The following is a 13870-nucleotide window of genomic DNA, read 5'->3' as shown; positions in this document are numbered from 1 at the left end:
ATCCCTATTTTATATAGATAATGCTCGCAGAAAGTCTCATTAATATTTTGACATGGAGAGTTTATTATGATTAATCGCTTCGTTTTTTCCTTATCATTAATCAGTTTATCAATGACTACTGCTCTTGCCGCTGATATGGTGCTCGACACGCCAAGGTTCAGTAGTATTGATAATTTCCGCGATGTAGCAGGGACTCAAACCGCCAACAGTACCCGTTATAATGGAACCATGCGCTCAGGCGTATTTTATCGTTCCAATGCATTGGTGCCATCTGATAGTGAGTTAACTGCATTTAATGCTGTTGGCATTAATACAGTTTTTGATTTGCGTACGCAGGATGAAATAGCTGAAATTCCCGATATATTGCCCACGGGAGCGAGTTATCAGCATATAGATATTCTCGGCAATAATGATTCTGGCAGTAATATAGGTAGCGTAAGGCCGACGACGGCTGCTGAATCCATGGCAATGATGCAACGCGTTAACGTCGACTTTGTCAGCAATGACGAGATGCGTGATAAATTCGGTTTATTGTTTAATGAACTGGCGACCGCAGAAGGTGCGGCATTATTCCATTGTACCGCGGGTAAAGACCGTACCGGTTGGACAGCGGCAATCTTGCAGAGTATTGCTGGCGTGGACAGCCAGACTATTATGGCAGATTATTTGGCGACTAATGAATATGCCAAAACGCGGGTCGATGCTACGCTGGCCGCGCTACCTGTTGAAGCCGCTGCTGTGTATGAACCTATGCTCACCGTAGATGCCAGTTATCTTCAAGCTGGTTTGGATGAGGTTATAAAACAATATGGTGATATGGACCACTATTTAAAAACCGGTCTGGGTCTTTCGCAAGAAACGATCTATGTATTGCGTGCAAGAATGGTTGAATATCATGCTCTGCCAGGCCAGGAAAACAGTATAGGTAATGCCGCCGCTGGGATTAATTTATTGAAGAAGTTGCAGAATAGTGAATTATCCGGTCGCTATACGGCTTATAACTATTATTTACAATCGGCTATCGAAGCAGAAACATTAGGCGGCGTTGAGACCACCGTGGGTGGCCAAGTTTATGCTGATACTGCCAGCTACTTGCTACGGCAGCCCGCAACTATTGATCGCGCGTTACAACCTTATATTAATGGTATTGAACTTGATGTCGGCCAAAATAAAGTGTGGGCACATATGCTGGCAGATTATATTAGTGCCGATGGTTCGAAACAGGCAGTCAGTAGTGACGAACAGACTTATGGAATATTATTAGGCTTGACCCACCGGCTAAATGAGAACTTGAGTACCTACGGTGATCTGGGATATGCGCGTGGGAAGGTGGAAAGCGGTGGCGGTCATATTGATACCAATACGACCTTTATCGGCTTTGGTGGCCGTTACGGTTTTAATCGTCTTGAACAGGGGTTGTACACCGAGCTAGGATTTAATGCGGGAGTCATCGACTACCAGAGCCAACGCGAAATAGGCGATGGGCTGGGTAGAACCCATGGCGATACACGGGGTAATCAACTGGGTGCCAAAATAGCGCTGGGATATGTGTATACAACATCCACTATAACGGTGGAACCCTCAGTAGGAATGAGAGTGTCACACCTCCATCTCAATAATTTCCAAGAGACCGGCAGTGAATTGGCGCTCAATGTGCAGGGTTTTGATAAAACAATGACCAGTGCAGTCGCCAATATCAATTTGGGTGTTAAACCCTTCATTTCTGCTGGCTGGACAGTGGCACCTATGATTAAGCTGGGTTATGAACACACCCTCAGTTCACCTGACGTCCGTAGCCAAGGGCAAATTTATGATTACGGTATAGAACAACGTGCTGCATTCGATAGCCGTAATCAGTTTAAAGGGGGGGTAAATATGGCGGTCAGCCGTGGCCCACTCACTTTGATTGCCGGCGGTGATGCAACCGGAGGCCAAGGTCATCACGGTTATGGTGGTAACTTAGCCTTGGTTTATGCTTTTTAACCCTCTTTATCCGTGATATTGCAGACCATGAAAGGTGTGGGGCACGCTGGGGGTTAAAAAACAGCAGATGCAACGGGAGCCAGTCAGGCACTGGCTTCTCCGCTAACCTGGCTGTGCCGATCATTCTATAACGATGATCCCCAGACGCCCCATTAGCTCTGATACCTGATAAGTATCGAGTTTGGCTCCCTCCAAATCGGTTCTACGAATGTCGAGTTCACCTACCGCAGAATTAGTCAGGTCACAGTGGGTAAAATTTGCTGAACTCCAGTCAAAAGATGAGAATTCACCGCCAGATAAATCAGAGCCGCTAAAGGTTGCCCCTAAAACATGGGTACCAACCCAACGGTTTTCCCATAACTCACATTTTTCCAGCACCACCTTTGAAAAATTAGCATAACTTAAATTGTTGTTAGTGATATAGGCACTACAAAACCAGCTCCGTGCGGTGATCATATTCATAAAACTGGCACCGCGAAAATCAGTGCCTTGCGCTTTGCAATTTCTTATTTCTATGCCTAATGCATTAATATTCATGAAGTTACTCATGGTTAAATCGCAGTTTTTAAAACTGGCATCTTTTAATGTTGCGCGCTTAAAGTTACATCCTACCTGATTTTCTTGATCGTAAAATTGGCAGTTTATGAACTGTGTATCGGTTAAGTCGTTGCCAGAAAAATCGCATTCAATAAACTGACAATTTTCTACAGTATCCCCGGTAAATTGGTTGGTACTGAATTTTTGACTGCGATAGAGAGATGACATTATTACAAGACCCGTGTGTTTGCTCAATCTGAGCAATGTTAGTTAACTGCATCAACCTGTTTTCTCGTTCGGTAGTAGAGCACCGCTACTCCGAAATTTATCATAGGTTTCAACGAATTTTTTTGTTCTGAGTTCGATTTATTTAACAGGGTCCTCATTTTCGGTTAAAGGTACCTGCACACCTATTTTTTGGGCTATAGGTTTCATACCTCGCTGTATTGCCGATCTTCTTTGCGGTGCGCTTGGTTTTACCCCCTCCCCAAATATCTGAATAAATCCTATTTTTACCGAGCAATAATCCTAAAGTATGGAGCGTATATTGGATTTGAAAGAAAAACCGGTATGTTGGCCTATTATACGATGAATTTAATCACATCCTTCTATGGTGTAATTAAACTGTCGTTAAAACCTGATGCATGGAGACTATACAGATATTTACCTGCTGATTATTACAGAAAAATAAACGCTTTTTTAAATCTTGGAGTAACCTGGAATAGGTTTCTTTTTTCATTTCATCGCGCGAAATTATTTTTCTCATGTGCTCAATATTCTTGACCGTAAATCCATTATCTAATGGATTTTTTTCCATTTCTGACTCTGTCACCGCGTTATCTCCTTATTTTTGCATTGTTGTATTCTCTGTTTATAACAGAATAAGGTCTAATTAATGTTTATCCTGATCCCCCCTGACCACCGCCTTTCCCGTGATGGCTTTCGCGACTCACACCGGAGTCTTTCGTTATTCCGAAGTACTGGAAAACTTATTGGTCTTCGATCTGCCATCTGAACATGACCAGTAATAACGATGAAATCACTCATAGCGTCTACAGTTATCTTGTCTATGTTAAACCCAGCAGCATTTGTCGGAGTGGTGGAAAAATGAAAATTATCCGTAGCGGTTCCCAACCTTCTCAACCAGGCCCGGAAAATTACTTTACCGGTCAGGTTCGTCTTGATGCTCCTTTCCAGGCAACACCACCTGCTCGTGTCGGCGGCGCTTCAGTGACATTCGAGCCTGGTGCTCGTACTGCCTGGCATACTCACCCACTGGGTCAGACTTTGATTATTCGCCAAGGGCGCGGCTGGATCCAGGAGTGGGGTAGCGAAATTAAAGAGATGAATCAAGGTGATATCGTCTGGATCCCCGAAGGGGTTAAACACTGGCATGGGGCGACACCGGACACCGCCATGACTCACCTTGCTATCGCTGAATCCCTCAATGGCAGCCCGGTTGAGTGGATGGAAAAAGTCAGCGACGAGCAGTATCAGAAATAGAGGTAGGATGGTGACCTGGTATGCTTCTGCTCTCCCGGTAACCATCTCCTTGAAGCCAACTGTCCTTATACTCAAACAGTTTATCCTCGACGTTCTTTAAGGCTTATCGAGCTTAAAATCACAGTGTTTATGATACCGGAGATACAACATGACAATGAAAGTACTCGGTTATGCTGCCAAGTCAGCACAAGTTCCTCTTGCACCGTTAGAATTTACCCGCCGAGATCCTCGCCCTGATGATGTGGTCATGGAGGTGCTCTATTGCGGTGTTTGCCATTCTGACTTGCATCAAGCCCGTAACGACTGGGGGGTTAGCACCTATCCACTGGTACCCGGTCATGAAGTGATTGGGCGAGTTACTGCGGTCGGCAAGGATGTCACTAAATTTAAAGTGGGTGATCCCGCTGGCATTGGCTGCATGGTGGATTCCTGCCGTGTGTGCCAGCCCTGTAAGCAGGGCCTGGAGCAGTATTGTGAAGAAGGCAATGTGCAAACTTACAATGGTGTTGATCGCCATGATCATCTGCCAACCTACGGTGGCTATTCACAAACTATTGTTGCATCACAAGATTTTGTGCTGAAAGTCCCGGCCGGTTTGGATCTGAAAGCTGCCGCGCCCCTGTTGTGTGCCGGTATCACCACCTGGTCACCGTTGCGTCATTGGAAAATAGGTAAAGGCAGCAAAGTGGCGGTAGTCGGTCTGGGTGGTTTGGGCCATATGGCATTGAAGCTGGCGAATGCGCTGGGCGCAAAAGTGACGTTATTTACCCGCTCACCGAGTAAAGAAGCCGATGCCCGCCGTTTGGGGGCCCATCACATTGTGTTATCCACCGATGATAAACAAATGGCGGCGACCAAAGGGCAATTTGATCTGATTATCGATACCGTGCCTTATGTACATGATATCAACCCATATATGCCGACACTGAATGTCGATGGTACGCTGGTGTTCGTCGGTTTCTTGGGGGATCTTAGCCCGATGTTGAACACCATGCCATTGATTCTGGCGCGGCGTTCGGTGGCTGGCTCATGTATCGGTGGTATTGCTGAAACCCAGGAAATGCTGGATTTTTGTGCCAAACACGGCATCGCCTCTGATATAGAAATGATCAATATTCAGGATATTAACCACGCCTACGAACGCATGATAAAAAGCGATGTGAAATACCGCTTCGTGATTGATATGGCTTCTTTAAAAGCATAATCATATACAGGGCCAACTCGGGTGGAACGTCTTGTTCCGCCCATTAAATATCGGCAATATTGACTGCCCGCTCTCACTCAGGCAAATCAATTAACAGTGCCCGTAGTGGTGTTTCCGCTTTAATCACCAGATGCTGTTCTTCTTGCACAAAAGCCCCGTCGCCGCAGGTTAGACACTGAGCTTCACCGGCTTGCGGGCCATCCACCGTAACAGTTCCGTGAATCGATTGCAGATAAGCCCTCTGGCCGTGCAGGTTAATCGTATATTGTTCCCCAGCGGCTAGGTCCAGATGATGGATCCAGACTTGTTGGCGCAGCTTCAGGCTGCTTTGCTCACCGTCAGGGGAAGCCAATAACCGCAATGGCTGAGTGCATAAAGACATGCGCTGAGCGAGATGACTCTCTTGCTCTGGACAGGCATTGAGCCATAACTGAATTCGGGTTAATGGCTTATCAGTACTGAGATTATGCTCGCTGTAACTGACACCTGGCTGCGTAGAAAATAGCAGTACATCGCCGGTTTTACCGCGCACATGATTACCCAGGCTATCCCGATACTCGACTTCTCCTTGTAAAATAAGGTTTAAAATATCAACCTGCGGATAAGTTCGCGGTTGGAATGAAGCACCGGGCGCTAACACTTCCTGATTCAAAACCCGTAGTGAGGCATAACCTAATAACTTTGGGTCAAAATAATGGCCGAATGAGAAGGTATAACGGGCTTGAAGCCAACCAAAGTCAGCTTGCCCGCACTGTTTTGCTGTTCTGCATGTGATCATGATGGCTCCTATACCCGTCATCCTTCAAGTTGCAGGTGTGTTGGCTGTATTCAAACATAATGACTTTGGGCATAATTTGTAGACATTAATCTGTAAACAAATGGTAAGCGTCTGGACGCCGGATTGTTAGCCAGTTAATCTGGTCGCTATATTCAAATTTCCTGATTGAGAAAATGATGGCCAAAGATCGGGCGCTGACGTTAGAAGCATTGAGAGTGATGGATGCCATTGATCGCCGTGGTAGTTTTGCAGCGGCTGCCGATGAATTGGGGCGGGTACCCTCAGCGCTAAGCTACACCATGCAGAAGCTTGAAGAAGAGCTGGATGTGGTACTGTTCGACCGTTCCGGGCATCGCACCAAGTTTACCAATGTGGGTCGCATGCTGCTGGATCGCGGGCGGGTACTGCTGGAAGCGGCAGATAAGCTGACTACCGATGCCGAGGCATTGGCACGCGGCTGGGAAACCCATATCACCATCGTTAGCGAGGCGTTGTCTCCGGCGTGGAAACTGTTCCCACTTATCGACAAACTGGCACTCAAAGCCAACACTCAGGTTTCTATTCTCACCGAAGTCTTGGCGGGTGCATGGGAGCGTTTGGAGCAGGGGCGGGCAGATATCGTGATTGCACCTGATATGCACTTTCGTGCATCTTCGGAGATTAACAGCCGTAAACTGTACAAAGTGACCAGCGTTTATGTGGCCAGTCCTGGCCATCCAATCCATCTGGAGCCGGAACCGCTCTCTGAGCTAACTCGGGTTAAATACCGTGCCGTCGCCGTGGCAGATACCGCCCGTGAGCGGCCGGTTATTACGGTGCAGTTGCTGGATAAACAGCAGCGGCTGACGGTCAGTACTATTGAAGATAAACGGCGGGCATTATTAGCCGGTTTAGGGGTGGCAACCATGCCTTATGACATGGTGGAAAAAGATATTGAAGCAGGGCGGTTAAGGGTGGTAGGGCCTGAATACCGCCGTGAGGCCGATATTATTATGGCGTGGCGACGCGATAGTATGGGAGAGGCTAAGTCGTGGTGTTTACGCGAGATCCCTAAGTTGTTTGCGAATAAATAAGCGGCTGCTGCGCGTGCGTATTTTGAGCTTGGGCTGTGCTCACCATCCTCACGTACTGCGTGTACGCTCCGGTGGCTGTGCGCAGGCCGCACCCAAACTACTTTCGCTCGCTACACCTTGAGTTGTTAAGCGGCTGCTGCGCGTTAACCTGTTAATTAAGCGAAGCGGGTATCTCGGCCATGTGGCTCCAGCAGATCTTGCTGTGGGCCGATGGAGATAATCCCATAGGGGTTTATGGTGCCATGGCTGCGGTAGTAATGATGGCGGATATGGGCAAAATCTACCGTCTCGGCGATACCTGGTATTTGATAAATATCCCGTAAAAAGCTGTATAAGTTGAGATAATCGCTGATACGGCGTTTATCACACTTGAAATGCGTGACATATACTGGGTCAAAACGTATCAGTGTGGTCCATAAGCGTAAATCCGCTTCTGTCAGTTGGTCACCGCTAAGATAGCGGTGTTTTCCCAGCAACTGTTCCAGTTGGGTCAATGCATCAAACAAGGTATTGACTGCCTCGTCATAGGCTTGCTGGGTCGTAGCAAATCCTGCTTTATACACGCCATTATTGACCCGATCGTAAACCCAGCCATTAATATCATCAATATTGTCGCGCAATGCGGGCGGGTAATAATCGCCGGCTTTAGCGCCAACCCCATCAAAAGCACTATTGAACATCCGCAGGATATCCGCTGATTCGTTGCTGACGACAGTTTGCTGCTGTTTATCCCATAACACCGGGACCGTCACCCGACCGCTATAATCTGGGTCAGCACGCAGGTAGAGTTGATAAAGGTAATCAAGATGATAAAGCTCATCGCCCGTGGTGGCAGGGAAATCGTTACCGAACGTCCAGCCATTTTCCAGCATCAGCGGATGCACCACAGAAACTGAAATCAGTGATCCCAGGCCTTTTAAGGTGCGCATCAGCAAGGTACGGTGCGCCCATGGGCAGGCGAGAGAAACATACAAATGGTAACGGTGCGCTTCGGCTTTAAAACCGGCTTTACCTTGGGGACCCGCTTGTCCATCAGCAGTCACCCAATTGCGGAACTGTGAGGTACTGCGTTTGAAATGACCACCACTAGATTTGGTGTCATACCAAGTATCTTTCCAGATGCCGTCTACGAGCTGCCCCATCGAATCCCCTTGGTTGTTGAAATTGCAGCGTTGTTAGCTGCCCTCATTACTCGGCCCTTCCATGGGCCTCACCTCTTGGCTATATAGTGGCGATAAAGCAGTCTTACCACGTCTTACCCAGCAGGCGATCGATACTGAAACCACCTGGGCCAGCTACCGCCAGTACGATGAAACCGCCCGCAATGGTCAGGTTTTTCATAAACATTAGTTGGTTAACGCCATCCGCAAAGTTAGTGTGGAAGATCAATGCGGTCAGAATAGTGAAGCCGGCAGTAAACAGCGCAGTAGTACGGGTCAGGAAACCAAACAGAATTGCCAGACCGCCGCCAAATTCCAACAAAATAGTCAGTGGCAGGAAAAAGCCCGGAACACCCATTGCTTGCATATATTGTTGGGTACCGGCATAGGCATCACCCATTTTGCCGTAACCGGCCACAATAAACAGAATTGGCATCAGAATGCGTGCAACCAACAGGCCAGTATCTTGTAATTTATTCATTGAAGACTTCTCCATTAATGCCAGGCTCGGCGGGCGTTAATTGTTTTGAAAGTTAATAAAAAATGTTTTGTGTGTGGTTACCGGCCGGTATTACTCCGTCAGTTCCCTGAGTTGATGGAATAATGTTAGTGGAGAAGTTGAGAAGTTGTTAGCAAGTAAAACTGTCGGTTTTTATCAAAAAAACTGAAGTGACAGAAGATAAAAACCGAAAATTAATCTACTTAGAGGCAGCAAGAGGGTAAGGCAGATAATCACCAATGTAAAATGTCTTATGTATTGGCTTGTCTTTCACTGTATTCATATGCTCTTTATTTGCCAAGTTTGTACATTAATTTCAATATCTTAATGTGTTTTTTGTATATCCATGTAACTCATAGTACATATTGGTATATTGATGTTTAAGATAGTCCATGTGATATTGAGTACCAAGTTAGTACAAAACCATCATTAATGTTGAGTACAAAAAATAAAATGGCTATCAGTGATACAAAGTTACGCTCTCTGTATGGTAAACCATATTCAGGGGCGCCAGAAGTCACGGATTTGGATGGGCTTGGAATAAGGGTCTCACCAAAGGGCGTTATCACTTTTCAGTATCGCTTCCGGTGGCAGGGGAAGCAGCATCGTATAGGTATCGGGCGCTATCCGGCTGTAACATTAAAAGATGCAAGAAACAAAGTTGCTGACTTCCGAGAGAATTTAGCTCGAGGATTAGATCCTCGGCTACTTATCAACCAAAACAAAAGCACGAAAAAACCAACCGTCAAAGACTGCCTTACTTATTGGGACGAGACTTATGTAAGCGTATCATTGAGAGAGAAAACAAAGGAACTCTATAAATATACTGTCATAAAACATATGTCTAACGCTTTCCCCGGCGTGCCAGTTGATGCAATAACAGTTCGAAATTGGATGGATTTATTTACAGAAGAAGAAAAAATAAATCAGAGACGAGCTCGCCATCTTTTAGTACAACTTCGATCAGCGATTAATTGGTGTATTAGGCGTCAATATATTGATGACTGTAGCCTTATGAAGATCAGCCCTCGGGATATTGGTGAGAAGCCAGCAGTAGGTGACAAGGTTCTTACTTATAATGAGCTAGCCCGCATATGGCTGGCGATTGAACGTAGTAGGGCGTCAACATCTAACAAGTTGCTTCACCAGATGCTCATGCTATGGGGTGCAAGGAATGGTGAATTAAGGCTATCAGAACTTAGTGACTTTAACGAAGAGGATAAGCTCTGGATAGTTCCTGCGGAAAAGTCCAAAACTAAAAAAATAATTAGACGCCCACTTTTTACTCAGGTACTCCCTCTTTTTGAAAAGGCAAAATTGACTTACGGAAACGTTCTATTTCCGGGGCAAAAGCTGAACACTCCAATGACGATCGCTGCCGCTAATCGATATATTGGCAGGATCAGAGGGGTTGTTGATGCCGGGGTGTGGACGGCGCATGATTTCCGCCGAACCCTGGCTACTAGATTGTCGGAGGAAGGGGTGGCCCCGCATGTTATTGAGAAAATGCTGGGCCACGAACTTGGAGGTATCATGGCTGTTTACAACAAACATGACTGGATTGAAGAACAGCGTATTGCTTATGAACTCTATGCCGAGAAGATATTTTGGCATATCAAGAAGCTCGCTGGTTAACCCCGCCGTTAAGAATCCACCGCTCAACCTCTGCCAGTAAGTATTGCTTTGGATGCGTCCTCACTGGTAGAGGGAAATTATACACCTTGGTGTATTTCCAAATTGTCATACGAGAAGAGATCCTGAGCTTAGCCATCACTTCTTTTTCTTCAATCATATCGGTGCTAGACATCAGATACCTCCATAACGCCGCCTTGCTTATCTGTAGGGTAAAACATTGGTGAACACTCTGACGGATAGCCCGCTTTCCGTATTGCTATAGAGCACATGGCAATAGCAGCGTTGAAATGGTTCGCGGCGTTCAGATCCTCACCCTCAAGCCCTTCGATATCAATCATGGGCGGGAGCATTACCGGCACCATTTCGGTCTTTTTTGTTGGGTCAGTGAGCGTTATGCCGCGAGAGGCTCCACGCCTTACATTGATAGCCCCTTTCTTCTTCAGCGCGGCAATATGGACGCTGGCAGCGTTTGGAGATTTAAACCCCATTCCGTCAGCAATTTCAGTCATTGTCGGGGCCATGCCGTGGGTGTTGATGTATGCCTTAATCAAATCCAGAACTTCCCGCTGTCTCAAAGTTAATTCGCTCATGTCACACCGCCCCTATCGCTTGTTGAACCACTCGGTGGCCCTTTTTACGGGGCTTCTTAACCGACTTGAAACTTACCGGTGCTACCTTTGGCCTGGCTGGTGGAGCTTCATTTATCCCGTTTCGGATGCGGTATTTTGCCTTGGCTAGCCAGTTAAGGTATTTCGTCCAATCACACCCATCATCAACAATCACAGTGGCCCGCACCTGGGTATCATGGATATCGGCTTGCTTACCCATTGGTAACCCCCTTGCGATATCCGGCGTCATATAGCATTTCAAGGTACTGTCGAACGCTGGTGGTATCAGGCGCATTGACATACATGACGTGCATTTCATCGACCGCTATATCTCTTTCTGTGGCTCTCTGTGCTGCAATGCTTTCATTCAGACGGTAACCGGCTGCCAATACTGCTTTAGCGATTTTGCCCGGAAGTGGGTTTACCGAATAGAATTCGTCAACCAACACACCAAGTTCAAATTGAAACACCCCGTCTAGTGTTTCCGGCCAGACATCGGTAGGTAGAAAATCCATGCAGTGGTTACCGATGATATTCATTGTCAAATCAGTAATTTCATCAGCGCTGCGCTCTGGCTTCCGATAGTGGGCGGCCCAGATAGCGGTTGTGATATCACTTGGATCACTGCCGGCTGATTTGATGATGCTTGCCAGTTGGAAAATGCTTTGCTGCACAAGTGGGCTGCAAGCCTTGCTATTGGCGGGAGCTGGTGCGACAACCCCTTTATATTTACTACAAATGAGTTCTTCAATTGCCTTCATTGTGCACCTCCGGATACCGTAGAACCAATGTCAGAAGCCATGCTTTCCCATATTTCACGGCCGTCTTGCGTCAGGTTGTTACCATCAAGGAATTTACTCAGTAATTTGATTGCCAGCTTTTCCCACTCTGTGTAATTCAGCTTTAAGGCCTCCAAGTAGTAGGCGTCAACCAAGCTACGAACCCCAGACACACCACCGACAATCTCAATACGCAAAGGGAAGCTGCCAGCATCCACCATGAAGAAATCACCGCCGTTCTGTTGCTTCACATGGTCATAAATTGCTGCTGAATATTGGTTAGCCAGCGCATTCAATCGGAAGTTTTTAGTGATAATCTTCATCGCGTAGCCTCCCGAACAACAACCTTGTAAGCCCTGAGCACCGCCGCAGTGCGACCTGAAAGCACGGTTTTCATAAAGAATGAGCCCGTTCTGTGTGGGCTGACATCTGCCATGAGCAGCGTCGTATCAACCACACGGTTATGCTTACGAAACTCAAATATCGTGCTGGTGATTGTGATAGTGGCCACCGCGCCAAAATCTTGATAATCGAATTTCATGCCAACACCTCCCGCAACCAAGTGACCCAGCCAAGCCAGGCATAGAAACCAGAAGTAAGTCCAACGCCGCCGAGGGTAGAAAAGAACAGCGTCCACATGATCAGCTCAAATACCTTTTTCATTGAGCGCCTCCTGGCAGAGTTCAAAGGCATTTGAATGTAGCGGCATAATCACAAGGAACGGATTTCCGTACAGGTGATTAGTGGCTGGGTCGAGTAGTAGCTGACACGGTGCTCTTTTCCCGTAAGGTTTAAATTTCACAGGGCCAAAGCCGTGACGGAACATAAGGTAAGGCAATGCCAGAAGTTGAGCGCCAAACATGGGTAACTCGTCGCATTGCTCAGGATCTGGCGGTAGCACCTTGCTGAAGTCGGGATATTGGCAATCGAGTAGTTCCAGCATGTTTGAACAAATTGGCTTCTCGTTTTCATCGTAATGGACTGCATACCAGTTGCCGCCGTCAGCGATAATCGCAGTCATTTCGGCCTCGACGGCTTCGTCAGGAATGTCACCATCAAAGACAAACACGCCATCAATATCATTACCGACTTCACAGCCATGCTCCATCATCACCAGCGCACGACCATCAGTAGCCTTGATATGGGTTGGGGTGATGTACACCCCTTTCAGGTATTCGCGGGTTTCTTTCTCCCCAGCAACACAGAGCAGGGCGGCGCGAAGGATATCAGTTGGAATAAACATTATTTTGTCTCCCCTGGTTTGATAATCTGAAAGCGTCCCATTACTGGATGCTCACGCACTTCATAAGGTACTGAGGCATCAACTGGGCGCGGCGCTCGTTGGTTCCAAACCATAACGTTGCGACTTCTGGTGTCAGGGGGCAGATGTACTCCGCAGCAATCACAGCGAACAATAAACATGGGTTCACCTTCATGTATTACTGGGTTAAGTTCGATTTCATCATTGCCACACAGCGGGCATGGGAGTAATTGGTTTTCCATTATTTTGCCTCCGGGGTATAAACCGCTTTGTCGTGACTAAAATCGCCGTTCCATGTCTGTTTCATTGGCAATTCACCTTTCAGATAGAGCGCATAAATTCGGTGACAGCCCTTTTCAAGCAGCACAGGAGTCTTTTTACGGAAAGGTTCTTTACCGTGTGGCTTGATCTCGGTTTCTTCTTCGGTGAGATATTTATCACGAGCATAAGAAGCCACCCGCCAGCGAGGGTCTTTCTCTGGATCGCGCTGTTCGTTGAAAATCCAATCACGTTCGAATGTCCACCACATAACTTTGCTGGTATTCACACCATTCAGGCATTTGCAGAACGAGGGAATTGTCATGCCCTTGGCAAAGTGCTTTTCCAGACTATCGACGGCAATAGCCAGCTCTTGGTTGTGCAGTCCCAGAGCTTCTATTTTTTCCTCAGCCTCCAATACCATCAGTGCTAATTGCTTACGACCAACGGAAGATTGATCTACTGTTGCAGGCAAAGCATCACGTCGAGTAAAGTAAAACTCGGTGAGGTCGTTGTAGTATTCCCACGCCTGATCCGTTTCTAACATCTTCGCGTGATTGGCAGCACCGCGCTCAGTCCAGAGCATAAGTGA

General features: G+C 47.0%; 20 protein-coding genes and 1 pseudogene. 6 read left to right on the top strand and 15 right to left on the bottom strand.

From position 1 onward, the window contains the following. The first annotated feature begins 66 nt into the window (after nt 1-66). Nucleotides 67-1983: a tyrosine-protein phosphatase gene (locus AEP37_RS08945; RefSeq protein WP_049612507.1), complete on the top strand. Its 1917-nt coding sequence runs from the start codon at nt 67-69 to the stop codon at nt 1981-1983. A 120-nt stretch (nt 1984-2103) separates the two neighbouring features. Here AEP37_RS08945 and AEP37_RS08940 read toward each other — a convergent pair whose 3' ends face one another. Then, nucleotides 2104-2748 carry a Qnr family pentapeptide repeat protein gene (locus AEP37_RS08940; protein WP_049612505.1) on the bottom strand — a complete coding sequence of 215 codons (645 nt, stop codon included), beginning with the start codon at nt 2746-2748 and terminating at the stop codon, nt 2104-2106. Between the two features lie 270 nt (nt 2749-3018). Between AEP37_RS08940 and AEP37_RS27705 the strand changes: the two are divergent. Continuing rightward, a pseudogene (locus tag AEP37_RS27705) lies at nt 3019-3237 on the top strand (DUF4225 domain-containing protein); the annotation flags it as partial. Here the strand turns inward: AEP37_RS27705 and AEP37_RS27855 are convergent. Next, a complete protein-coding gene (locus AEP37_RS27855) occupies nt 3140-3352 on the bottom strand; it encodes a hypothetical protein (protein ID WP_050691924.1) in 213 nt (70 codons plus the stop codon). The pseudogene AEP37_RS27705 and the gene AEP37_RS27855 overlap by 98 nt on opposite strands. 275 nt (nt 3353-3627) lie before the next feature. On the opposite strand from AEP37_RS27855, the gene AEP37_RS08930 reads away from it, so the two are divergent. Beyond that, nucleotides 3628-4023 (top strand): (R)-mandelonitrile lyase, encoded by a 396-nt coding sequence (locus AEP37_RS08930; protein WP_049612647.1) that lies wholly within the window; start codon nt 3628-3630, stop codon nt 4021-4023. 148 nt (nt 4024-4171) lie between these two features. Continuing rightward, on the top strand, nt 4172-5227 hold the full coding sequence (locus tag AEP37_RS08925; RefSeq protein ID WP_049612503.1) for an NAD(P)-dependent alcohol dehydrogenase: 1056 nt from the start codon (nt 4172-4174) through the stop codon (nt 5225-5227). A gap of 73 nt (nt 5228-5300) precedes the next feature. Here AEP37_RS08925 and AEP37_RS08920 read toward each other — a convergent pair whose 3' ends face one another. Next, nucleotides 5301-6005: a pirin family protein gene (locus AEP37_RS08920; protein ID WP_049612501.1), complete on the bottom strand. Its 705-nt coding sequence runs from the start codon at nt 6003-6005 to the stop codon at nt 5301-5303. A gap of 176 nt (nt 6006-6181) precedes the next feature. Here AEP37_RS08920 and AEP37_RS08915 point away from each other — a divergent pair, with 176 nt between their 5' ends. Further along, the gene (locus tag AEP37_RS08915; protein WP_049612499.1) at nt 6182-7078 is read left to right on the top strand and encodes a LysR family transcriptional regulator; all 897 of its coding nucleotides are present in this window, start codon (nt 6182-6184) and stop codon (nt 7076-7078) included. A gap of 155 nt (nt 7079-7233) precedes the next feature. Here the strand turns inward: AEP37_RS08915 and AEP37_RS08910 are convergent, their stop codons facing one another. Together AEP37_RS08910 and AEP37_RS08905 are read right to left on the bottom strand one after the other, a co-directional pair. Beyond that, entirely contained in the window at nt 7234-8220 is a 987-nt protein-coding gene (locus AEP37_RS08910) for a glutathione S-transferase family protein (protein ID WP_049612497.1), read from the bottom strand. A gap of 103 nt (nt 8221-8323) precedes the next feature. Then, the gene (locus AEP37_RS08905) at nt 8324-8719 is read right to left on the bottom strand and encodes a DoxX family protein (protein ID WP_049612495.1); all 396 of its coding nucleotides are present in this window, start codon (nt 8717-8719) and stop codon (nt 8324-8326) included. 471 nt (nt 8720-9190) lie between these two features. Between AEP37_RS08905 and AEP37_RS08900 the strand changes: the two genes are divergently transcribed. Continuing rightward, nucleotides 9191-10372, top strand: coding sequence for a tyrosine-type recombinase/integrase (locus AEP37_RS08900; RefSeq protein WP_049612645.1), 1182 nt, complete (start codon nt 9191-9193; stop codon nt 10370-10372). Here the strand turns inward: AEP37_RS08900 and AEP37_RS08895 are convergent. From AEP37_RS08895 to AEP37_RS08850, 10 genes are all read right to left on the bottom strand, one after another. Continuing rightward, on the bottom strand, nt 10353-10544 hold the full coding sequence (locus tag AEP37_RS08895; RefSeq protein ID WP_049612493.1) for a helix-turn-helix transcriptional regulator: 192 nt from the start codon (nt 10542-10544) through the stop codon (nt 10353-10355). The genes AEP37_RS08900 and AEP37_RS08895 overlap by 20 nt on opposite strands. Then, nucleotides 10537-10962, bottom strand: coding sequence for a LexA family protein (locus AEP37_RS24235; RefSeq protein WP_050691923.1), 426 nt, complete (start codon nt 10960-10962; stop codon nt 10537-10539). Before AEP37_RS24235 ends, AEP37_RS08895 begins: the two co-directional genes overlap by 8 nt. Nucleotide 10963: 1 nt before the next feature. Beyond that, nucleotides 10964-11200, bottom strand: a complete 237-nt coding sequence (locus tag AEP37_RS08885; protein WP_049612490.1) for a hypothetical protein — start codon at nt 11198-11200, stop codon at nt 10964-10966. Then, the gene (locus tag AEP37_RS08880; RefSeq protein ID WP_049612488.1) at nt 11193-11741 is read right to left on the bottom strand and encodes a hypothetical protein; all 549 of its coding nucleotides are present in this window, start codon (nt 11739-11741) and stop codon (nt 11193-11195) included. Before AEP37_RS08880 ends, AEP37_RS08885 begins: the two co-directional genes overlap by 8 nt. Continuing rightward, a complete protein-coding gene (locus tag AEP37_RS08875) occupies nt 11738-12076 on the bottom strand; it encodes a hypothetical protein (protein WP_049612641.1) in 339 nt (112 codons plus the stop codon). The genes AEP37_RS08880 and AEP37_RS08875 overlap by 4 nt, the downstream gene beginning before the upstream one ends. Before the next feature lie 2 nt (nt 12077-12078). Next, the gene (locus tag AEP37_RS08870) at nt 12079-12300 is read right to left on the bottom strand and encodes a hypothetical protein (RefSeq protein WP_049612486.1); all 222 of its coding nucleotides are present in this window, start codon (nt 12298-12300) and stop codon (nt 12079-12081) included. After that, nucleotides 12297-12422 (bottom strand): hypothetical protein, encoded by a 126-nt coding sequence (locus tag AEP37_RS08865; RefSeq protein WP_049612484.1) that lies wholly within the window; start codon nt 12420-12422, stop codon nt 12297-12299. The genes AEP37_RS08870 and AEP37_RS08865 overlap by 4 nt, the downstream gene beginning before the upstream one ends. Beyond that, complete coding sequence (locus tag AEP37_RS08860; RefSeq protein WP_049612482.1) at nt 12406-13002, bottom strand: beta clamp domain-containing protein; 597 nt, start codon at nt 13000-13002, stop codon at nt 12406-12408. Before AEP37_RS08860 ends, AEP37_RS08865 begins: the two co-directional genes overlap by 17 nt. After that, entirely contained in the window at nt 13002-13262 is a 261-nt protein-coding gene (locus AEP37_RS26945) for a hypothetical protein (protein WP_049612480.1), read from the bottom strand. Before AEP37_RS26945 ends, AEP37_RS08860 begins: the two co-directional genes overlap by 1 nt. Continuing rightward, a partial coding sequence (locus AEP37_RS08850; protein ID WP_049612478.1) for an antirepressor occupies nt 13262-13870 on the bottom strand: 609 nt, incomplete at its 5' end. The genes AEP37_RS26945 and AEP37_RS08850, both read right to left, overlap by 1 nt.

The sequence above is a fragment of the Yersinia pekkanenii genome, from assembly GCF_001152565.1.
GTDB classification, from domain to species: Bacteria; Pseudomonadota; Gammaproteobacteria; order Enterobacterales; family Enterobacteriaceae; genus Yersinia; species Yersinia pekkanenii.
This window is presented reverse-complemented; position numbering and strand designations above follow the sequence as displayed.